Below are 20,608 nucleotides of genomic sequence, written 5' to 3'. Positions count from 1 at the left end.
GTTCGGCCCCGTCGTCCCACCCCCCCCCGCGGCCCGCCGCGGGGAGCGCCCGCCCGCCCGGCGGGGGGGCGCGGGACGGGCGGGCCCCCCCGGGGGGGGGGGCCCCCCGGGGGCCCCCCCCCACCACGGTCACGTCCGGACGGCGCGTCCGGCCCGGAAAACAGCGAAGCCGGTCCATCCGAGGATGAACCGGCTCACTGGAGGACCGGCATGCCGGTCTGCGCGTCAGCGCGAGACCTTACCGGCCTTGATGCACGAGGTGCAGACGTTGAGCCGCTTCGGCGTCCGCCCAATCACAGCGCGCACCGTCTGGATGTTGGGGTTCCAACGACGGGGGGTACGGCGGTGAGAGTGGGAGATGCTGTTGCCGAAGCCCGGCCCCTTGCCGCAGACGTCGCAGTTGGCAGCCACAGGAGTCACTCCAAGACTTCAGATCAGTTACTTTCGAAAACCCCGCCCACCCACCAGAACACTCACGTGGACCGGACCGGACAAGGGGGTGAGCCTGGACGGTTCCAGGCAACCGGAAGAGCATACAACGCTTGCTTCCGTCCCACGAAACTACCATGACCGGCCGAGTGATCGCTGCGGTCGCCGGTCCGGGCGGCCCCACCCCGGCCCCGATAACCTGCCGGTACCACCCCTCGCCGCTGCCCTGAGCGTGCCGCTGCACGCCAGGCCGTACCGGCGTCCCATCCGGAGGAGACCTGGTGCTGCACACGCTCGACGCACCGGCCGTGCGCACCTGGTGCCAGCTCGCCCTGCGCGCGCTCGGCCAGGCCCGCGAGGAGATCGACGCGCTCAACGTGTACCCCGTCCCGGACGGCGACACCGGCACCAACCTCTACCTGACCGTCGAGTCCGCCGCCGCCGAGGTGGAGAGCCGCTTCACCGACCCCGCCGCCGACCCGGCCCCCGGGCTGGCCGACGCGGTCCAGGCGATGGCCCGGGGCGCCCTGCTCGGCGCCCGGGGCAACTCCGGGGTGATCCTCGCCCAGTGGCTGCGCGGCACCGCCGAGACGCTTGCCGAGGGCGGCGGCGCCGACCAGCTGCGGGCCGCCCTCCAGCGGGCCGCCGACTCCGCCTACCAGGCCGTCGCCGAGCCCGTCGAGGGCACCCTGCTGACCGTCGCCCGGGTCGCCGCCCGGGAGGCCGTCCGGGCCGGGGACGGGCTGGCGCAGGTCGCCGACACCGCCTACCGCGCCGCCCGGGACGCCCTGCGGCACACTCCGGAGCAGCTCGCCGTGCTCGCCGAGAACGGGGTGGTGGACGCCGGCGGGCGCGGCCTGGTGACCGTCCTCGGCGCCCTGGCCGACGCCGTCGCCGGGCAGCAGCCGATGGGACCGGTCGCGCTGCGCGGGGACCTGCGGGCCGCCGAGAGCTGCGAGGTGCACGTCCGGCCGCCTGGTCCCGGGCACCCCGCCTTCGAGGTCATCTACCTGCTGGACGCCCCCGACGAGGCGCTGCCCGCGCTCCGCGAGCGGCTGGGCGCGCTCGGCGACTCCCTGGTGATCGGCGGCGGCGACGGCCTGTGGAACGTGCACGTCCACGTGGACGACGCCGGCGCCGCGGTGGAGGCCGGGGTCGAGGCCGGCCGGCCGCACCAGATCCGGATCACCCACTTCGCGGAGGCCGCCGCCCGCTCCGGCGACGCCGCCGAGCCCGGCGAGCGCGAGGAGCGGACCCGCGCGGTGCTCTCCGTGGTGTCCGGCGAGGGCCTCGCCGAACTCTGCGAGCAGGCTGGCGCCGTCGCCCTGCACGCCGACCCGGACCGCCGCCCGGCCAGCGCCGAACTCGCCGACGCCGTCCGCCGCTCGGCCGCCCGCGAGGTGGTCCTGCTGCTCAACGACCCCGAACTGCGCGCCGCCGCCGGGGCCGCCGCCGACCAGCTGCGCGAGGAGGGGGTGCGGATCGCCGTCCTGCCGACCCGCTCGCCGGTCCAGGGCCTCGCCGCGCTCGCGGTCCACGAGGGCGGCCGCCGCTTCGACGAGGACGTGGTCGCCATGACCTCCGCCGCCGGGGCCACCCGGTACGCCGAACTCGCGTTCGCCGAGGGGGAGTCCTGGACCATGGCCGGGGTCTGCCAGGCCGGGGACGTGCTCGGCCTGATCGACGGCGACGTCGCGGTGATCGGCGGCGGACTGGCCGAGGTCGCCGAGAGCGTGCTGGACCGGATGCTCGGCGCGGGCGGCGAACTCGTCACCCTGATCCTCGGCGAGGGCGCCGATCCGACGCTCGCCGACCGCCTGGTCGCGCACGTGCGCCACCAGCGGCCGGAGGTGGACGCGGTGGTCTTCCACGGCGGGCAGGAGTCGACCCCGCTGCTCATCGGGGTCGAGTGAGCGCGCGAGCCGGGTGAGCCGTGCGGGTCGCCTCCGGTGAGGCCCGGTTCGTCGGTGCCGTGGTGTAAACAAGGGCCTGATGGGCGCTCTCGATGAACCACTGACCAAGCTCGTCGGCGACCGCACCGCCAAGGTGCTCGCCGACAGCCTCAAGCTGCGCACGGTCGGGGACCTGCTGCACCACTATCCGCGCCGCTACGTCGAGCGCGGCCAGCTCACCAGCCTGGACGAGCTGGAGGTGGACGAGCACGTCACCGTGCTGGCCCGGATCGAGAAGGTCACCCTGATCCCGTTCCGCGGCCGCAAGGGCGACCGCCTGGAGGTCGTGGTCACCGACGGCCGCAGCCGGCTCTCGCTGGTCTTCTTCAACCAGGGCTGGCGGCAGAAGGAGCTCAAGCCCGGCGCCCAGGGCCTCTTCGCGGGCAAGGTCGGCGTCTTCAACCGCACCCGTCAGCTGGTCTCGCCCGACTACCAGCTGCTCGACGAGGACGCCGGATCGGACGCCGCCCGGCAGTTCGCCGGCCGGCTCATCCCGGTCTACGGCGCCAGTGCCCAGATGCCCAGCTGGAAGCTGTCGATCTGCATCGAGACGGCGCTCACCAAGCACCTCGGCGACGTCGGCGAACCGCTGCCCGCCGAGCTGCGCGAGCGGCACGACCTCATCCCGCTGCCCGAGGCGTTGGAGCTGATCCACCGCCCGCGCAGCCACGCCGACCGCGAGCGCGCCCAGAGCCGGCTGCGCTGGGACGAGGCCTTCGTCCTGCAGGTCGCCCTCGCCCAGCGCCGGGCCGCGGACTCCGCCCTGCCCGCCAAGCCGCGCAAAGCGCGTGAGGGCGGACTGCTGGACGCGTTCGACGCCCGGCTGCCGTTCACCCTCACCGAGGGCCAGCGGAAGGTCTCCGCCGAGATCGCCGCCGACCTGGCGAGCGAGCACCCGATGCACCGCCTGCTCCAGGGCGAGGTCGGCTCCGGGAAGACGCTGGTCGCGCTGCGCGCCATGCTCGCCGTGGTGGACGCGGGCGGCCAGGCCGTGCTGCTCGCCCCCACCGAGGTGCTGGCCCAGCAGCACCACCGCTCGATCGTCGAGATGATGGGCGACCTCGCCGAGGGCGGCATGCTCGGCGGCTCCGACCTCGGCACCCGGGTGGTGCTGCTGACCGGTTCGATGGGCGTCGCCGCCCGCCGGCAGGCGCTGCTCGACATGGCCTGCGGGGACGCCGGGATCGCCATCGGCACCCACGCGCTGATCGAGGACAAGGTCCAGTTCCAGGACCTCGGCCTGGTCGTGGTCGACGAGCAGCACCGCTTCGGCGTCGAGCAGCGGGACGCGCTGCGGGCCAAGGGCGACCAGCCGCCGCACCTGCTGGTGATGACCGCCACCCCGATCCCGCGCACCGTCGCGATGACCGTCTTCGGCGACCTGGAGACGTCCGTCCTGGACCAGCTCCCGGCCGGACGCTCGCCGATCTCCACCCACGTCGTCCCGGCGCTGGAGAAGCCCAACTTCCTCAGCCGGGCCTGGGAACGGGTCCGCGAGGAGGTCGCCAAGGGCCACCAGGCGTACGTGGTCTGCCCCCGGATCGGGGACGAGGAGCCGGCGGCCGGCTCGAAGGGCGAGCCGAAGCGCAAGCGCCGGGCGGCCGAGGAGGACTTCGAGGAGGTCGCCGACCTCGGCGCCGCGACCGACGAGCGGCGGCCCCCGCTCTCGGTGGTGGAGACCGCCGAGATGCTCGTCAAGGGCCCGCTGAGCGGGCTGCGGGTGGAGATCCTGCACGGCCGGCTCGCCCCGGAGGCCAAGGACGACGTGATGCGCCGGTTCGCGGCCGGGGAGGTGGACGTGCTGGTCGCCACCACCGTCATCGAGGTCGGCGTCAACGTCCCCAACTCCACCGCGATGGTCATCATGGACGCCGACCGCTTCGGCGTCTCCCAGCTCCACCAGCTGCGCGGCCGGGTCGGCCGGGGCAGCGCGGCCGGCCTGTGCCTGCTGGTCAGCGAGATGCCCGGCGGCAGCGCCGCCCGGGCCCGGCTGGACGCGGTGGCGGGCACCCTGGACGGCTTCGAGCTGTCCCGGATCGACCTCGAACAGCGCCGCGAGGGCGACGTGCTGGGCCAGGCGCAGTCCGGCGTGAAGTCCTCGCTCAAGGTGCTGTCGGTGCTGGAGGACGAGGAGGTCATCCTCACCGCCCGGACCGAGGCCACCCGGCTGGTCGCCGAGGACCCTGACCTCGCCGGCCACCCCGACCTGCGCACCGCGCTGGAGAGCCTGCTCGACGAGGACCGCGCGGCCTTCATGGAGAAGGGCTGAGCGGGCCCTTCGGACGGCCGGACTGTCAGACCCCCGGGAGAGAATGAAGGTGTTCAGGACGCACCCTCAAGGTGCGTACCTGGCGCGACACTTGGGGGTCCTGCCATGGCATTCCGTCATCTCAACGAGCTCCCGCTCGGCGACAAGGTCTTCCGGATCGAACTCGCCAGCGACGACGACCGCGAGGTCACCCTCACCCTGACCGGCTGGCGCGAGGGGGCGGCCGCCGCGCCGCTCGCCTCGGGCAAGCTCCGCCTGCCGGTCGAGGACGTCGCCTCGCTGCGGATCGCGCTCAACCGCGCGCTGCGGGCGCTGGCGATCGTCGCCGACGTCTCCGAGCCCATCCCCGACCGTGACGTGCTGCGCGAGCTCTACCCCGGCCACGGCGCCCCCTGGGTGCCGCAGCACGAGGAGGAGCTGGTCCGGCGCTTCCACGACGGCGAGACCGTCGCCCGGATCGCCGCCCGCTTCGGCCGTACGCCCGACTCCGTCCGGACCAAGTTGCGCGAGCTCGGGCACGACCCGCGCCGCCCCGAGTTCTGCCCGCCCGACGGCTGCCTGTCCTGGTCCCGCTACGCCTCGCCGGCCCTGCTCGGCGCGGCGGAGCCGGCCCGGGCGGCGGGCTCCGAGGCCGGCTGACCGTCCGGGAGCGCGGGCGCGGCCCCTGCCGGGACGGCCGGGCCACCGGCAGGGGCCGCGCCGTTCCCCTGGGGCCGTCCCGTCCCCTGGGGCCGCCCGGACTCCCGGGCGTCCGGGCGGCCCGGGGCGGGATAGCGTGGTCGGGCAGCGACGAAAGGACCTTGACCACCATGACCCGCGTGATCGCCGGGTCGGCCGGCGGCCGCCGGCTGGCCGTACCGCCCGGCCGGGGCACCCGCCCGACCTCCGACAAGGCCCGTGAGGCGATGTTCTCCACCCTGGAGTCGCTGCGCGGCACCCTGCACGGGGCCCGGATGCTGGACCTGTTCGGCGGATCGGGCGCGGTCGGCCTGGAGGCGCTGTCGCGCGGGGCCGAGCACGTCCTGCTGGTCGAGGCGGACGGCCAGGCGGCCCGGGTGATCCGGGAGAACGTCCGTACGGTGGCCCTGCCGGGCGCCGAGGTGCGGGCCGCCAAGGCCGAGAAGGTGATCGCCGGGCCGCCCCCGCAGACCCCCTACGACCTGGTGTTCCTCGATCCTCCATACGCCGTGACGGACGACGAGGTGCGGGAGATGCTGATCACACTGTCGGCTGGGGGCTGGCTCGCGGCGGACGCACTCGTCACCGTGGAGCGCAGCACCCGTGGCGGCGAGTTCGGCTGGCCCGAGGGCTTCGAGGTGCTGCGCTCCCGCCGCTACGGCGAGGGCACCCTCTGGTACGGTCGCGCCGCCGCCGAGGCCAGCGATCACGAGTAGCGGGCCGCGGTCCGCAGCAGCCGTCACCCCACCAGGGAGCACATGCCATGCGCCGAGCCGTCTGTCCCGGTTCGTTCGACCCGATCACCAACGGCCACCTCGACATCATCGGTCGCGCCTCGAAGCTGTACGACGTGGTGCACGTCGCGGTCCTGATCAACCGGAACAAGCAGGGCATGTTCACCGTGGAGGAGCGGATCGGCCTGATCGAGGAGGTCACCGCGGAGTTCGGCAACGTGGTGGTCGAGTCGCACCACGGCCTGCTGGTGGACTACTGCCGGGAGCGCGGCATCCCCGCGATCATCAAGGGCCTGCGCGCGGTCAGCGACTTCGACTACGAGCTGCAGATGGCCCAGATGAACCACGGCCTGACCGGCGTGGAGACGCTGTTCGTGCCGACCTCGCCGACGTACAGCTTCCTCTCCTCGACGCTGGTCAAGGAGGTCGCCTCGTACGGCGGCGACGTCTCCCACCTGCTGCCGGAGACGGCGCACCGCCGCCTGGTCGAGCGGATCGCGGAGCGCAAGGCGGAGCAGTAGCGGGCGCGGTGGCCGGGCGGCAGCGGGCGCAGTGTCCGGGCGGGCGCCGGCCGTCCGCCGCAAAGGGGCCGGCCGCCGGAATGGGGCCGGCGGCCGGAGAGGGGCCGACGGCCCGCCCGTTTCTGCCGGTTCATCACGGATTGTCCGAGGCGGGGGCGGGCGGTTCGGCTCGGGCGTTGTGAGCTCGCCGCGCGGTGGCCGTACAGTCTGTATTCCTGCCCTGCGGTGCACTGCACCGCGCCGGGCCTGCCTCCGCCGGACCGTCGGCGGCACACGGAAAGACAGAAGCCCCGTGGACGTGCAGCACAAGGTCGACGAGATCGTGGCGGCGGTCGAGAACGCCCGCTCGATGCCGATGTCGGCCTCCTGCGTGGTGAACCGGGCCGAGCTGATCGGCCTGCTGAACGACCTCAAGGCGGCCCTGCCCGCCGAACTCGCCCAGGCGCAGTCGGTGATGGCCGACCACGAGCAGGTGGTGGCGGACGCCCAGGCCGAGGCCGAGCGGATCATCCAGGGCGCGCACGCCGAGCGCGGCTCGCTCATCTCGGACACCGAGGTGGTCCGCCGGGCCCAGGCCGAGGCGGACCGGATCCTGGCCGAGGCCCGGGCCGAGGTGGAGGCCAAGCGGGCCGAGGCCGACGACTACGTGGACAGCAAGCTGGCCAACTTCGAGGTCGTGCTGACCAAGACGCTCGGCGCGGTCGGCCGCGGCCGGACCAAGCTGCGCGGCGACTCCAGCGTCTTCGAGACCGAGCGCGAGGGCGAGACGGACGGCGAGGAGTTCCAGCCGCAGCAGATCAGCCCGAGCCCCGAGGTCGACGAGTACGTCGATGTGAAGCTCGCCACGCTGGAGAACGTGCTCAGCGCCACCCTGGAGGCCGTCGGCAAGGGCCGCGACAAGCTGCTCGGCAAGCGGCCGATCGACGAGCTGGGCGCCTACCTGGCCGCCGCCGACGAGGCGCAGCAGGCCAAGGAGCGGGCCGAGGCGGTGGCCGCGGGCTTCGCCGAGGAGGCCGACGGCAGCGACATCGCCTGGTACCGCGAGGACGTTCCGCAGCAGCAGACCTGGCCCGAGCAGCAGGCCCCGGCCGCGGCCGGCTGGCAGGAGCCGGGCGCCGACCAGTACGCGGCCGCCCAGCAGCAGGGCACGCAGTACGCCGACGTGTACGGCGGCGGCTTCGACCCGGCCGGCCAGGGCGACCCGTACCACGCCCAGTGGGGCCACCAGCAGCAGGGCGGCTACCCGCAGCAGCAGGGCTACCACGAGCAGCAGCAGGGCGCCGGTTACGGCTACCAGCAGCAGCAGGAGGGCTACGGCGCCCAGCCGTACGACGGCTACGCCTACCCGCAGCAGCCCGCGCTGCCGCCGGCCGTGCCGCACCAGCAGCAGGGCCTGGACGAGACCAGCTTCTTCGACACCAGCATGATCGACATGACCCGTCTGCGGGAGCTCGGCGGCCGCTGAGCGGGCCGGGCGGGACCGCCGGGAGTCTGCTGACGGGGCCGAAGTTGGGCCTGGCGGGAGACTCCGGTAGTCTGAACCACTCCGGCATCCCCATGTCCGGCCGTCGGCTTGCCCGCGCAACGTCGACGCCGGTGGGGGACTCTTCGTCGATTTCTATGGAAGTCAGGACACCTTGAACCGCCTCGACCACCGCGACCCCCTCGTGTTCGACACGCACGAGCTGGGCCGTCGTCCGGGCGCGATGCGCAAGGTGAGCCGCACCCTGGAGGCCCCCGAGGGCTTCGGGATCATCGACGTGATCGGCGTTCCGGAGAAGAGCCCGATCGAGCTGGAGCTCCGCCTGGAGTCCGTGGTGGAGGGCGTGCTGGTGACCGGCACCGCCGAGGCCCACGTCGAGGGCGAGTGCGTGCGGTGCCTGGAGCCCGTCGAGTTCGACATCGACGTGGACTTCCAGGAGCTGTACTACTACCCGGAGTCCGACGAGCGCCACCGCGCCCGGACGGCCGGGGCCGAGGACCTCGACGAGGACTCGGAAGAAGAGACTTACCGTCTGGAGGGCGACTACTTCGACCTCCAGCCGGTGCTGCGTGACGCGGTGGTGCTCGCACTGCCGCTGCAGCCGGTGTGCCAGGAAGACTGCCTGGGCCTGTGTTCCGAGTGCGGAGCGCGCCTGAGCGACGACCCGGCGCACCACCACGACGCCGTCGACCCCCGGTGGGCGGCTCTGCAGGGACTCTCCGCCGACCGCGGCGACGAGGCCCGCGGCGAAGCCGCTGATCGGCGGCGGGGAAATAAGCACAGCGACACCCGTGAGGGTTTCGCCGAGAACCAGGAGAAGTAGCCGTGGCTGTTCCGAAGCGGAAGATGTCGCGCAGCAACACGCGCCACCGCCGTTCCAACTGGAAGGCCGTCGCCCCGGCCCTCGTGGCGTGCGACCGCTGCCACGAGCCGAAGCTGGCGCACATCGCGTGCCCGAGCTGCGGCACGTACAACCGTCGCCAGGTCCTCTCGGTCTGATCGGCGGGGTGTACGGATCGATGTCGGACGGTAACTCCACCCGCAAGGCGTCCACTGCCTCGAAGGGCTCTTCGGGCAGCGGCAAGGCCGGCGGGCCGGCTTCGACCGAATACGACGTCCTGGAAGGGCGCCTCGGGTACACGCTCGAGCGCGCCCTTCTGGTACGTGCCCTGACCCACCGCTCGTACGCGTACGAGAACGGGGGTCTGCCCACCAACGAGCGCCTGGAGTTCCTCGGCGACTCGGTGCTGGGCCTGGTGGTGACCGACACCCTCTACCGCGTCCACCCGGACGTCCCGGAGGGCACGCTCGCCAAGCTGCGCGCCGCGGTGGTCAACTCCCGCGCGCTCGCGGACGTCGGCCGGGGTCTGGACCTCGGCGCGTTCATCCGGCTCGGCAAGGGCGAGGAGGGCACCGGCGGCCGCGACAAGTCGTCGATCCTCGCCGACACCGTCGAGGCCGTGATCGGGGCCGTCTACCTGGACCGCGGCCTGGAGGCCGCCACCGAGTTCGTCCACCGGCTGTTCGACCCGCTGATCGAGGAGTCCTCTCAGCTGGGAGCCGGCCTGGACTGGAAGACCAGCCTCCAGGAGCTCACCGCGTCGGTGGGCATCGGCGTGCCCGAGTACGTGGTCATGGAGTCCGGCCCGGACCACGAGAAGACCTTCACCGCGGCGGCCCGGGTGGCCGGCGAGGACTTCGGCAGCGGCGTCGGCCGCTCGAAGAAGGAAGCCGAGCAGAAGGCCGCCGAGAGCGCCTGGCGCGCGATCAAGGACAAGTACGCGGACCGGCTGCCCGCCGGGGCGTGAGCGCCGAGTAGCCTTTCCTCCTGCCGATCCGTACCGAAGCAGGAGGCCGTCCCGTGCCCGAACTCCCCGAGGTCGAGGTCGTCCGCCGAGGTCTGGCGAACTGGATCGCGGGGCGGACCGTCGCCGACGTCCAGGTGCTGCACCCGCGCGCGGTGCGCCGCCAGCCGGCCGGCGCGGCCGACTTCGCGGCGCGGCTGACCGGCACCACCCTCGGCACCGCGCAGCGGCGGGGCAAGTACCTCTGGGTGCCGCTGAGCGGTAGCGGTACGGGCTTCTCGCTGATCGGCCACCTCGGGATGAGCGGCCAACTCCTCGTCCAGGACCCGTCGGTGCCGGACGAGACCCACCTGCGGGTCCGGCTGCGCTTCACCGACGGCGGCCGCGAGCTGCGCTTCGTCGACCAGCGGACCTTCGGGGGGCTGGCGGTCGAGGAGGCCGAGGTGGGCGACCCGGAGGGCACTCCGGTCTCGATCGCGCACATCGCCAGGGACCCGCTCGACCCGCGCTTCGACGACGAGGCCTTCACCGTCTCGCTGCGGGCCAGGCGCACCACGGTCAAGCGGGCGCTGCTGGACCAGACCCTGATCAGCGGCGTCGGCAACATCTACGCCGACGAGGCGCTGTGGCGCTCCCGGCTGCACTACGACCGCCCGACCGCGACCCTCACCCGCTCCCAGGCCGCGCTGCTGCTGGCCAACGCCCGGGACGTGATGACCGCGGCGCTGGCCGTCGGCGGCACCAGCTTCGACAGCCTGTACGTGAACGTGAACGGCGAGAGCGGCTACTTCTCCCGGGACCTCGACGCCTACCGCCGCGAGCAGGAGCCCTGCCGCCGCTGCGGCACCCCGATCCGGCGCGCCGCCTGGATGAACCGCTCCAGCTACTTCTGCCCCCGCTGCCAGCGGGTGCCGCGGATCCGCAGCGGGGGCTGAGCCGCTACTTCCTGGCGAGTTCCGGCCGCCCGGCGGCCTCCTCGGCCGGGGCGTCGTGGGTGTCCTGGCCGAAGTAGGCGACGCCGACCGCGGACACCACCGCGAGCAGGAAGCCGGCCACGCCGAGCCAGCCCAGGCCGGCCTTGGAGGAGTCGCCGAGCCAGAGCACGCCGACGGCGCCGGGCAGCACCGTCTCGCCGACCACCAGCGCGGCCGTGGCGCCGTTCACGGAGCCGATCTGCAGCGCCACGGTGTGCACGTACATGCCACCGAGGCCGCCGATCAGGATCGCGTACAGCGCCGGGTCGGAGAGCAGCCGGCCGAGGTCGAAGGGGTCGAGGCCGTTGAGGATGCGCACGCCGACGCCCAGGGCGCCGAAGCCGAGGCCGGAGAGCAGACCGGCGACGATCGCGCCCTTGGAGCCCATCCGGCGCACCAGCAGCCCGCCGCCGGCCAGCAGCACGGTGGTGATGACCAGCAGCCACCAGTGGAAGGCCATCGCCGCGTGGTGGCCGCCCTCCGGGCCGGCCGAGACGGCCAGCAGCACCAGCGCGGAGCAGAGCACGCCGATCGAGGCCCACTCCAGCTGCTTGAGCCGGATGCCCAGCAGCTTGATGCTGAGCACCGCGGTGATCACCAGGTTGGCGCTGATGATGGTCTGGGAGAGGAACAGCGGCAGCAGCCGCGCGGCCAGCGCGCCCAGCCCGAAGCCGACCAGGTCGAGGACCGTACCGGTGATGAACTCCCAGGTGACGGCGGCCTTGGCGGTGGAGGACAGGCTCGGTCCGCCGTGCTCGGTGGTGGCGGCGGTGTCGCCCTTGGCCGCCTCCTCCCGGGCGGAGCGGCGGGATCCGACGGCCTGCAGGACCGAGCCGGTGCCGTAGCAGGCGGAAGCCGCCACGGCCGTGACGAGGCCGATGATCACCGAGCGCTCCGATCGGGAGTTGGGTCGAGGAAAGGGTCGTGGGGCCGGCGGTCCGGGACCACCGGGCCGCCCGCGGGGTACGGTCGTGGCGCGCCGTCGGACGGCCCCCGGACCGCCCCGGGCCTGCCGGGACGTACGTACGGGCGCCTCCCGCGGTTCCCACGCCCCCACCGTCTCAGGGCGGGCCGGGGGAAAACTCATCCGCGAGAAGGGGGAGCACCCCGGCGGACGGCGGGGAGCCCCGTCACCACCAGTATGCGAAGGGTATGCCGTGCTCCGCCGCCGGTCACGGTAGCGTCGGGGGCATGAGAACCCTTGCACGACGTTCCCGGGGCACCGGGCCGCTTGCCCTGGTGGCGGCGCTGCTCGGGCTGCTGCTGCTGTTCGCCCCGGCGGCCTCCGCGGCCGGCGGGCTGGAAGACGTCTCCGCCACCCTGAAGCAGGGCAAGGTCTACGTCGACCCGGCGATGACCAGCCGCTTCAGCCAGAGCCAGGCGGACGCCCTGACCGCGAAGATCAAGAAGGCCGACAAGCCGATCTTCGTCGCGGTGCTTCCGGACGCCGCCCCGTACAACGCCCAGACCAAGACGATCTTCCAGGACCTGCGGACCAAGGTCGGCGTCGACGGCGTCTACGCGATCTGGCTGGGGAACCTGTTCGACGCCCGGGCCGACCAGGGCGCGCTGGCCAAGGGGATGCCGCAGCGCATCGCCGGCGCGGCCTACCGCTCGCACCAGGGCGACATCGCCGGCACGCTGAACGACTTCGTCGACCAGGCCGCGCCGCAGACCAAGGGCAACGGGGTCGACCACAGCACCTCGATCGCCTGGGTGGTCATCCCGGTGGTGCTGGTGGCCCTGGCCGGCGCGGGCGTCTTCCTGGTCTTCCGCCGCGCCAAGAAGCGCAAGGAGGAGCAGGCCCGGGCCGAGCTGGAGCAGCTGCGCCGGGTGGTGGACGAGGACATCACCGCCTTCGGCGTCGAACTGGAGCGGCTCGACTTCAACCCGGCCGCCCCCGACGCGGACGACGCCCAGCGCACCGACTACGCCCACGCCCTCGACGCGTACGAGAAGTCCAAGCGGCTGATGGACGAGGCGAAGAAGCCGGAGGACGTCAAGCAGGTCACCGAGGCGATCGAGGACGGCCGGTTCTCGCTGGCCACCCTGGCCGCCCGCCGGGACAGGCGCCCGCTGCCCGAGCGGCGACCCCCGTGCTTCATGGACCCGCGCCACGGCCCGTCCGTCAAGGACGTCGAGTGGGCCCCGGCCGGCGGCGCCCCGCGGAGCGTCCCGGTCTGCCAGGCCGACGCGGACCGGGTGACGGCCGGCCTCGACCCGGCCGTGCGCACCGTCGACACCGAGTACGGCCCCCAGCCGTACTGGAACGCCGGCCCGGCGTACGCGCCGTACGCGGGCGGCTACTACAGCGGCTTCGGCGGCGGCCTGCTGCCCGGCCTGCTGGTGGGCACCATGCTCGGCTCGATGATGAGCGGCCCGGCGTACGCGGCCGCGCCGATGATGGAGCACCACGGCTACCAGGACCCGAACGAGGGCGGCGACTACACCGGCGCCGACTTCAACGGCGCCGACTTCGGCGGGTTCGACGGCGGTGGCACCGACTTCGGTGGCGGCGGCGACTTCGGAGGCGGCGACTTCGGCGGCGGGGACTGGTAGTCCGCGCAGCCCGAGCCCGCTCGGCACGGCCCCGTCGGTTCCGACCGGCGGGGCCGTCCGCCGTCCCGGACCGCCCGGCCGGGCGGCCGTGGAGCGGTGACCGCCCCCGTCGGCGGTTAGGGTCGGGGCATGCACGGTCGCGACGCCCACAGTGATGAACCGGTCCGGGTGACCGCCTGGGTCCGGGGGAAGGTCCAGGAGGTCGGCTTCCGGTGGTGGACCCGGGCGCGGGCGCTGGAGATCGGGCTGACCGGCTACGCGAGCAACCTCGGCGACGGCCGGGTGCAGGTGGTGGCCGAGGGCCTGGCCGCCGACTGCGAGCACCTGCTGGCCCTGCTGCGCGGCCCCGGCACGCCCGGAGCGGTGACCGGCGTGACCGAGATCTGGACGGCCGTCGGCCCAGGCTACGAGGGCTTCGAGATCCGCTGAACCGCCGACGCCCGGCCCTGTGCCGAAGCCTTCCGGAAATGATCGGCAACCGTCGGTGTCATACGGTTGCCATTCGGGCAGACTCGTGGTTGACTCCGCATCGAACGATGATCCACGAGCAGCTGGTGGACCCCGGCCCGAACCCCCCAGGCGTGACGACACCGCCGGGCAGGTGACAGGGGCGCGGTAGCGTGCGGTGATCGTGTTGACCCGTACCGTCTTTGGTGAGACGCTTGAAGCCCGCGCACACGAACGCGTTTACCGGCAGGTGCATGCCCTCGTGAGCCCCAGCTCACGGTGTGTGTGCCGTAGTGCCCAGCCAGCACTTCCGGTGCGCGCCGCGCGTGCGTCCCCCTTCCCCCTAGACCTGTACCGTTCCGGTTCGGTCACTCAGCGTGGAGGACCATTCATCATGGCAAAGGCGCTTCTCGGGTACGTCGGCGGCCCCGACCCGCGAATGCTCTCCGAGATGCGACGGCTTCAGCAGCGCGTCCAGGACCTTGAAGCCGAGCTCCTTCGGATGCAGGCTGAGAACGACGCTCTCACCGCTGTCGCTGACGAGCACTCGCTGCTCAACAGCATCGATCTGGACCAGCGGGAGCCGGCTCTCACCTGAGACCGCCCCCGATCCCGGCAGATCGACGCCGCTGTGCACTGAGCCGCCCCGAAAGGGACGCAGCTTTGCAAGGGACGCCCGGATGTGGCGTCCCTTCGTCGTGTCGGACTCCCGATACAGTCGGTTCCTCGTGAGTGATTGAGGAGACCGGCCGCGTGCACCTGAAGAGCCTGACGCTGCGCGGATTCAAGTCCTTCGCCTCCAGCACCACCCTGCGCTTCGAGCCCGGCATCACCTGCGTCGTCGGCCCGAACGGCTCCGGCAAGTCCAACGTGGTCGACGCGCTGTCCTGGGTGATGGGCGAGCAGGGCGCGAAGTCGCTGCGCGGCGGCAAGATGGAGGACGTGATCTTCGCCGGGACCAGCGGGCGCGCCCCGCTCGGCCGGGCCGAGGTCAGCCTCACCATCGACAACAGCGACGGCGCCCTGCCGATCGACTACTCCGAGGTGACGATCACCCGGACCATGTTCCGCAACGGCGGCAGCGAGTACGCCCTCAACGGCGAGACCTGCCGCCTGCTGGACATCCAGGAACTGCTCTCCGACTCCGGCATCGGCCGCGAGATGCACGTCATCGTCGGACAGGGCCAGCTGGACTCCGTCCTGCACGCCGACCCGATGGGCCGGCGCGCCTTCATCGAGGAGGCGGCCGGCGTCCTCAAGCACCGCAAGCGCAAGGAGAAGGCGCTGCGGAAGCTGGACGCGATGCAGGCCAACCTCAACCGCGTCCAGGATCTGACCGCCGAACTGCGCCGCCAGCTCGGACCGCTCGGCCGGCAGGCCAGGATCGCCCGCCGCGCCGCGGGCATCCAGGCCGACCTGCGCGACGCCCGGCTCCGACTGCTCGCCGACGACCTGCTCACCCTGCGCAGGGCCGTCGAGGCCGAGGTCGCCGACGAACTGGCACTGAAGCTGCGCCGCACCACCGTCGAACAGGAACTGGCCCGCGCCGTCCAGCGCGAGCGGGTCCTGGAGGCGCAGGTGCAGCAGCTCGGCCCGAGCCTGGAGACCGCCCGGCAGACCTGGTACCGGCTCTCCGCCCTCGCCGAACGCACCCGCGGCACGATCGGGCTGGCCGAGGCCCGGGCCCGGCACGCCGCCGCCGGGGGCGCCGCCGAGGAACGCCGCGGCCGTGATCCGGAGGAGCTGGAGCGGGAGGCCGAGCGGGTCCGCGAGGAGGAGGCGGCCCTCACCGAGGCACTGGAGGAGGCCTCGTACGCGCTGGCCGAAGCGGTCGAGCGCAAGGCCGGGCTGGAGGCCGGACTGGCCGCCGAGGAACGCCGGCTGCGGGACGCCGCCCGGGCGATCGCGGACCGCCGGGAGGGCCTGGCCCGGCTCCAGGGCCAGGCGGCCGCCGCCCGCTCCAAGGCCGCCTCGGCCGAGGCCGAGATCGGCCGGCTCACCGAGGCCCGGGACGAGGCGCTGCTGCGCGCCGAGGCCGCCCGGGCCGAACTCGAGGAGCTCCAGCAACAGGTGGACGCGCTGGCCGGGGACGACGAGCAGGCCGAGGCCGGGTACCGGCGGGCCCGGGAGCGGCTGGACGCCGTGGAACGGGACCTGGCGGCCGCCCGGGAGGCGTCCGGCGCCGCGGAGCGCGAACGGGCGGCCCTCACCGCCCGGCACGAGGCGCTCTCGCTCGGGCTGCGCCGCAAGGACGGCACCGGGGCGCTGCTGGACGCGGCGGAGCAGCTGACCGGGGTGCTCGGCCCGGCGGCCGCGCTGCTGCGGATCGAACCCGGGTACGAGGTGCCCGTTGCCGCGGCGCTCGGGGCGGCGGCCGACGCGGTGGCCGTGGACTCGCCCGCCGCCGCGGCCGGGGCGCTGCGGCTGCTGCGCGAGCGGGACGCGGGCCGGGCGGCGCTGCTGATCGCCGGGGCCGCGGCAGCGCCGGGGGCGGCGTCCGGGGTGCCGGGCAGCCGGTCGCCGGACGGCGGATCGCCGGCGGGCGGGGTCGCGGGCACCCGGTTGCCGGACGGTGCCCGCTGGGCGGCCGAACTGGTCGACGGCCCGGCCGGATTGCGCACCGCCGTCCACGACCTGCTCGCCGGAGTGGCGGTGGTCGCCGACCTGGACGGGGCACTGAGCCTGCTGGCCGAGCACCCCGAGCTGTCCGCCGTCACCGCCGAGGGGGACCGCCTGGGCACCGGCTTCGCCCAGGGCGGATCCGCCGGCGCCCCGAGCCTGCTGGAGACCCGAGCGGCGGTGGACGAGGCGGCCCGGGCCCTCGAGGAACTCGCCCGGCGCTGCGCCGAGTCGAGCCACCGGCTGGCCGAACTCACCGAACTGCGCCGGGAGTCGGCCGCCGAGGTGGAGCGGCTGGCCGAGCTGCGGCGGCAGGCGGAGAAGGAGCGGGCCCAAGTGGCCGGTGCGCTCGGCCGCCTCGGCGGGCAGGCCCGCGCCGCCGCGGGCGAGGCGGAACGGCTGTCGGCCGCCGTCGCCAGGGCCGACCAGGGCCTCGCCGAACTGGTTTCCACGGCCGAGGAGTTGGCCGAACGGCTGGTAGCGGCCGAGGAGTCGGCGGACGCGGCGGCGGACGAGCCGGACCGGGCCGAACAGCAGCGGCTGGCCGAGGCCGCCTCGGCCGCCCGGCAGGCCGAGCTGGAGGCCCGGCTCGCGGTGCGCACCCACGAGGAGCGGGTCCGCGCCCTGGCCGGCCGGGCCGACCAGCTGGACCGGGCCGCCCGCGCCGAACGGGAGGCGCGCGCCCGGGCCGCCGAGCGCCGCCGGCGTGCCGAGCACGACGCCGGCGTGGCACGGGCCGTCGCGGCGGGCGCCCGGCAACTGCTGGCCTGCCTGGAGGTGTCGCTGGCCCGCGCGGACGCCCGGCGGGCGGCGGTCGAACGGGAACGCGCCGAGCGCGAGGACGAACTGCGCGAACACCGCGAGCACGGCCGCGGCCTCAAGGAGGAACTGGACAAGCTGGTCGACGCGGGCCACCGGGACGAGGTGCTGCGGGCCGAGAAACGGCTGCGGATCGAGCAGCTGGAGGCCCGGGCGCTGGAGGAGTTCGGCATCGACGGCGGCGAGCTGCTCGCCTCGTACGGACCGGACCAGCCCGTCCCGCCCGCGACACCCGAGGAGGGGCAGGAGCCGGGGGAGCCGTACCCGTACGTCCGGGCCGAGCAGGAGAAGCGGCTGAAGGCCGCCGAGAAGGCCTACCAGCAGCTCGGCAAGGTCAATCCGCTCGCGCTGGAGGAGTTCGCCGCGCTGGAGGAGCGCCACCAGTTCCTGGGCGAGCAGCTGGACGACCTCAAGCGCAGCCGGCGCGACCTGCTGGACATCGTCCGGGACGTGGACCAGCGGGTCGAGCAGCTGTTCACCTCGGCCTACCACGACACCGCCGCCCAGTTCGAGGGCGTCTTCGCCCGGCTCTTCCCGGGCGGCGAGGGGCGGCTCGTCCTCACCGACCCGGACAACATGCTCACCACCGGGGTCGAGGTGGAGGCCCGTCCCCCCGGCAAGAAGGTCAAGCGGCTGTCCCTGCTGTCCGGCGGCGAGCGCTCGCTGACCGCGGTGGCGTTGCTGGTGGCGATCTTCAAGGCGCGGCCCAGCCCGTTCTACGTGATGGACGAGGTGGAGGCGGCGCTGGACGAGACCAACCTGCGCCGGCTGGTCGGGATCATGGAGGAGCTGCGGGAGAGCTCCCAGCTGATCGTGATCACCCACCAGAAGCTGACCATGGAGTCCGCCGACGCCCTGTACGGGGTGACCATGAAGGGCGACGGCATCTCGCAGGTGATCAGCCAGCGGCTGCGGGAGGGGGCGGTCCCCGGCCGCCGGGCCGCAGAGCCCCGGGAGCGGCGGCCGTCCGGCGCCGGCACGGCGGCGGCCCGGGACAGCGCCTAGCCGGACCTGGGGCGGCTGCGGTCCATTCCGGCTCCGGTCACGGATACTGGAGCGGTTATGGAATACGTGATCCTTGCCGTAGTCATCGCCGTGGTCGCCGTCGGCGCGATCGCCGGCCTCGTCGTTTCCGGCAGACGACGCCAGCAGCTGCCCCCGAAGTCGCAGGCGCCGGTCATCACGGCGCCCAAGCCCACCCCGGCGGAGCCCCAGGTCGGCGAGGAGGCCGCGCCACCGACCGAGGAGCCCCGCCGCACCGTCGAGGAGGTGCCGCTCCCCGAGGCCCCGGAGGCCCCGGAGGCCCCCGGGACCGTCGAGGTCCGGCCCGTCGAGGCCGAGGCGGCACCCGCCGTCGAGGTCCCCGAGCCCACCGCCGGCCGGCTGGTGCGGCTGCGCTCCCGGCTCTCCCGTTCGCAGAACTCGCTCGGCAAGGGCCTGCTCTCGCTGCTCTCCCGCGAGCACCTGGACGAGGACACCTGGGAGGAGATCGAGGACACCCTGCTCACCGCCGACGTCGGCGTCGCCCCGACCCAGGAACTGGTCGAGCGACTGCGCACCCGGGTGAAGGTGCTCGGCACCCGGACGCCCGAGGAGCTGCGCGCGCTGCTGCGCGAGGAGCTCGTCGAGCTGATCGGCAAGGACGCCGACCGCACCGTCCGCTCCCTCAAGCACGAGGAGGGCCCGGCCGTCGTCCTGGTCGTCGGCGTCAACGGCGTCGGCAAGACCACCACCACCGGCAAGCTGGCCCGCGTGCTGGTCGCCGACGGCCGCACCGTGGTGCTCGGCGCGGCCGACACCTTCCGGGCCGCCGCCGCCGACCAGCTGCAGACCTGGGGCGAGCGGGTCGGGGCCCGCACCGTGCGCGGACCGGAGGGCGGGGACCCGGCCTCCATCGCCTTCGACGCGGTCAAGGAGGGCATCGCCGAGGGCGCGGACACCGTGCTGATCGACACCGCCGGCCGACTGCACACCAAGACCGGCCTGATGGACGAGCTGGGCAAGGTCAAGCGGGTCGTCGAGAAGCACGGCCCGGTGGACGAGGTGCTGCTGGTGCTGGACGCCACCACCGGTCAGAACGGTCTGATCCAGGCCCGGGTGTTCGCCGAGGTGGTGGACATCACCGGCATCGTGCTGACCAAGCTGGACGGCACCGCCAAGGGCGGCATCGTGGTCGCGGTGCAGCGCGAGCTGGGCGTGCCGGTCAAGCTGATCGGTCTGGGCGAGGGTGCGGACGACCTGGCGCCGTTCGAGCCGGGTGCGTTCGTGGACGCGCTGATCGGGGACTGACCGGATCTCCCGGTCGACGAGGGTCCGCTCCTTCGGGGGCGGGCCCTTTCGTCTGCCCTGGTTCGGCCGCCCTGGTTCGGCTGCCGTGGGCCGGACGGCGGGGCGGCGCATACGACGGGGGCGGGCCGGGCCCCGGAGGTGCGGGGAGGGTCAGCGGGGGAGCGGGCGGCTCACGAGGCCATCCAGGCGGGCTCGGCGGTGCGCTCGCGACTGCGGTGGCAGGCGTAGGCGAGGGTGCCGAGCAGCAGTCGGGCCTCGGGCGGGCAGCCGGCGTTGTCGCGGGTGGGGCGGCGCAGCCAGCGGACCGGGCCGAGCCCGCCGAGGACGGTGGGCGGGGCGGCGACGTAGCTGCCCTCGCCGTGGCAGGTCAGGTCGAGCGAGGCGTCGTCCCAGCCCATCCGGTAGAGCAGGTCGGGCAGGCGGCGGGCGGCGCCGGCGGCGACCAGGAACTGCAGCCGGCCGGTGGGCGGCGCGAGCACCGGGCCGACCTGGGTGCCCATCCGCTCCAGCCGGACCAGCGCCTGCAGACCGGCCTGCTCGGGGACGTCCAGGACGTCGAAGGCGCGTCCGGTGGCGAACAGCACCGAGCCCTCGGCGCCGGTCCGGCCGCGGCTGCTGCCGTCGGGCACCGGGTGCAGGCCGGGCGCCGCGCAGCGGTGGGCGCCGCAGGGACAGCGGGTCGGGGCGGTGGCGGATCCGGCCGCGTCGCCGGTGGCGACCGTCCAGCCCCAGCGGCCGGTGTACTCCGCAGCGGCCAGGGACGCGGTGACCTTGGTGCGGCGGCGCGCGCCCAGCGGCGCCAGCCGCAGGTGCCCCAGTCGAAGTTCGCCGAACAGGTTGTCCATGCCTCCCCCAACAGGTTCTCGTTGCCGATGGTTACGGGATGGTGACTGTGTGTTGATTGTCCGTTGCGTGGTGCGTTGCGCGGTGGCGGCGCGCAGCGCTTGGCGTGCGCCTGTTGCGATGGTGCGCCTCGGGCGCCGCCTTGTGGGGGCGGCGCGGATGCCGGATCGTCTGGTGCGTGAGGTGG

18 protein-coding genes are annotated in these 20,608 nt (G+C 74.0%); 15 read left to right on the top strand and 3 right to left on the bottom strand.

The features are described from left to right. Positions 1-225: 225 nt before the first annotated feature. A complete protein-coding gene (gene rpmB / locus ACGF07_RS29545; protein WP_014138233.1) occupies positions 226-411 on the bottom strand; it encodes a 50S ribosomal protein L28 in 186 nt (61 codons plus the stop codon). Between the two features lie 299 nt (positions 412-710). On the opposite strand from rpmB, the gene ACGF07_RS29540 reads away from it, so the two are divergent. From ACGF07_RS29540 to mutM, 10 genes are all read left to right on the top strand, one after another. Further along, positions 711-2,342 carry a DAK2 domain-containing protein gene (locus ACGF07_RS29540; RefSeq protein WP_392903615.1) on the top strand — a complete coding sequence of 544 codons (1,632 nt, stop codon included), beginning with the start codon at positions 711-713 and terminating at the stop codon, positions 2,340-2,342. A gap of 79 nt (positions 2,343-2,421) precedes the next feature. Beyond that, the gene (gene recG, locus ACGF07_RS29535) at positions 2,422-4,650 is read left to right on the top strand and encodes an ATP-dependent DNA helicase RecG (protein WP_350747946.1); all 2,229 of its coding nucleotides are present in this window, start codon (positions 2,422-2,424) and stop codon (positions 4,648-4,650) included. A 105-nt stretch (positions 4,651-4,755) separates the two neighbouring features. Further along, complete coding sequence (locus tag ACGF07_RS29530) at positions 4,756-5,289, top strand: hypothetical protein (RefSeq protein WP_392903612.1); 534 nt, start codon at positions 4,756-4,758, stop codon at positions 5,287-5,289. 170 nt (positions 5,290-5,459) lie between these two features. Continuing rightward, on the top strand, positions 5,460-6,044 hold the full coding sequence (rsmD, locus tag ACGF07_RS29525) for a 16S rRNA (guanine(966)-N(2))-methyltransferase RsmD (RefSeq protein WP_350741676.1): 585 nt from the start codon (positions 5,460-5,462) through the stop codon (positions 6,042-6,044). 47 nt (positions 6,045-6,091) lie between these two features. Further along, a complete protein-coding gene (coaD, locus tag ACGF07_RS29520) occupies positions 6,092-6,583 on the top strand; it encodes a pantetheine-phosphate adenylyltransferase (protein WP_350741678.1) in 492 nt (163 codons plus the stop codon). A 292-nt stretch (positions 6,584-6,875) separates the two neighbouring features. Further along, positions 6,876-8,048 carry a cell division initiation protein gene (locus ACGF07_RS29515; RefSeq protein WP_392903608.1) on the top strand — a complete coding sequence of 391 codons (1,173 nt, stop codon included), beginning with the start codon at positions 6,876-6,878 and terminating at the stop codon, positions 8,046-8,048. A 172-nt stretch (positions 8,049-8,220) separates the two neighbouring features. Then, positions 8,221-8,889, top strand: coding sequence for a DUF177 domain-containing protein (locus ACGF07_RS29510; protein ID WP_350741682.1), 669 nt, complete (start codon positions 8,221-8,223; stop codon positions 8,887-8,889). Between the two features lie 2 nt (positions 8,890-8,891). Continuing rightward, on the top strand, positions 8,892-9,065 hold the full coding sequence (gene rpmF / locus ACGF07_RS29505) for a 50S ribosomal protein L32 (RefSeq protein ID WP_030275709.1): 174 nt from the start codon (positions 8,892-8,894) through the stop codon (positions 9,063-9,065). A gap of 20 nt (positions 9,066-9,085) precedes the next feature. Beyond that, the gene (rnc, locus tag ACGF07_RS29500; protein ID WP_350741684.1) at positions 9,086-9,874 is read left to right on the top strand and encodes a ribonuclease III; all 789 of its coding nucleotides are present in this window, start codon (positions 9,086-9,088) and stop codon (positions 9,872-9,874) included. A gap of 53 nt (positions 9,875-9,927) precedes the next feature. Then, positions 9,928-10,806 carry a bifunctional DNA-formamidopyrimidine glycosylase/DNA-(apurinic or apyrimidinic site) lyase gene (mutM, locus tag ACGF07_RS29495; protein WP_392903605.1) on the top strand — a complete coding sequence of 293 codons (879 nt, stop codon included), beginning with the start codon at positions 9,928-9,930 and terminating at the stop codon, positions 10,804-10,806. Positions 10,807-10,810: 4 nt separating this feature from the next. Here mutM and ACGF07_RS29490 read toward each other — a convergent pair whose 3' ends face one another. Further along, positions 10,811-11,731: a hypothetical protein gene (locus tag ACGF07_RS29490; protein WP_350741688.1), complete on the bottom strand. Its 921-nt coding sequence runs from the start codon at positions 11,729-11,731 to the stop codon at positions 10,811-10,813. A gap of 305 nt (positions 11,732-12,036) precedes the next feature. Here ACGF07_RS29490 and ACGF07_RS29485 point away from each other — a divergent pair, with 305 nt between their 5' ends. The 5 genes from ACGF07_RS29485 to ftsY all read left to right on the top strand — a co-directional run bounded on the left by ACGF07_RS29485 (position 12,037) and on the right by ftsY (position 19,578). Further along, positions 12,037-13,404, top strand: coding sequence for a hypothetical protein (locus ACGF07_RS29485; RefSeq protein WP_392903603.1), 1,368 nt, complete (start codon positions 12,037-12,039; stop codon positions 13,402-13,404). Positions 13,405-13,533: 129 nt separating this feature from the next. Next, the gene (locus ACGF07_RS29480; protein ID WP_350741692.1) at positions 13,534-13,833 is read left to right on the top strand and encodes an acylphosphatase; all 300 of its coding nucleotides are present in this window, start codon (positions 13,534-13,536) and stop codon (positions 13,831-13,833) included. 412 nt (positions 13,834-14,245) lie between these two features. After that, positions 14,246-14,449 (top strand): hypothetical protein, encoded by a 204-nt coding sequence (locus ACGF07_RS29475; RefSeq protein ID WP_045702518.1) that lies wholly within the window; start codon positions 14,246-14,248, stop codon positions 14,447-14,449. Between the two features lie 155 nt (positions 14,450-14,604). Continuing rightward, a complete protein-coding gene (gene smc, locus ACGF07_RS29470) occupies positions 14,605-18,294 on the top strand; it encodes a chromosome segregation protein SMC (protein WP_392903601.1) in 3,690 nt (1,229 codons plus the stop codon). A gap of 57 nt (positions 18,295-18,351) precedes the next feature. Next, positions 18,352-19,578, top strand: a complete 1,227-nt coding sequence (gene ftsY, locus ACGF07_RS29465) for a signal recognition particle-docking protein FtsY (RefSeq protein ID WP_392903598.1) — start codon at positions 18,352-18,354, stop codon at positions 19,576-19,578. A gap of 170 nt (positions 19,579-19,748) precedes the next feature. Here ftsY and ACGF07_RS29460 read toward each other — a convergent pair whose 3' ends face one another. Continuing rightward, positions 19,749-20,423, bottom strand: coding sequence for a bifunctional DNA primase/polymerase (locus tag ACGF07_RS29460; RefSeq protein ID WP_392903596.1), 675 nt, complete (start codon positions 20,421-20,423; stop codon positions 19,749-19,751). Between the last annotated feature and the right edge of the window lie 185 nt (positions 20,424-20,608).

The organism is Kitasatospora sp. NPDC048194 (assembly GCF_043202455.1).
Taxonomy (GTDB): domain Bacteria; phylum Actinomycetota; class Actinomycetes; order Streptomycetales; family Streptomycetaceae; genus Kitasatospora.
The sequence above is the reverse complement of the archived record's forward strand: the minus strand, read 5'-3'. Positions and strand labels throughout refer to the sequence as shown.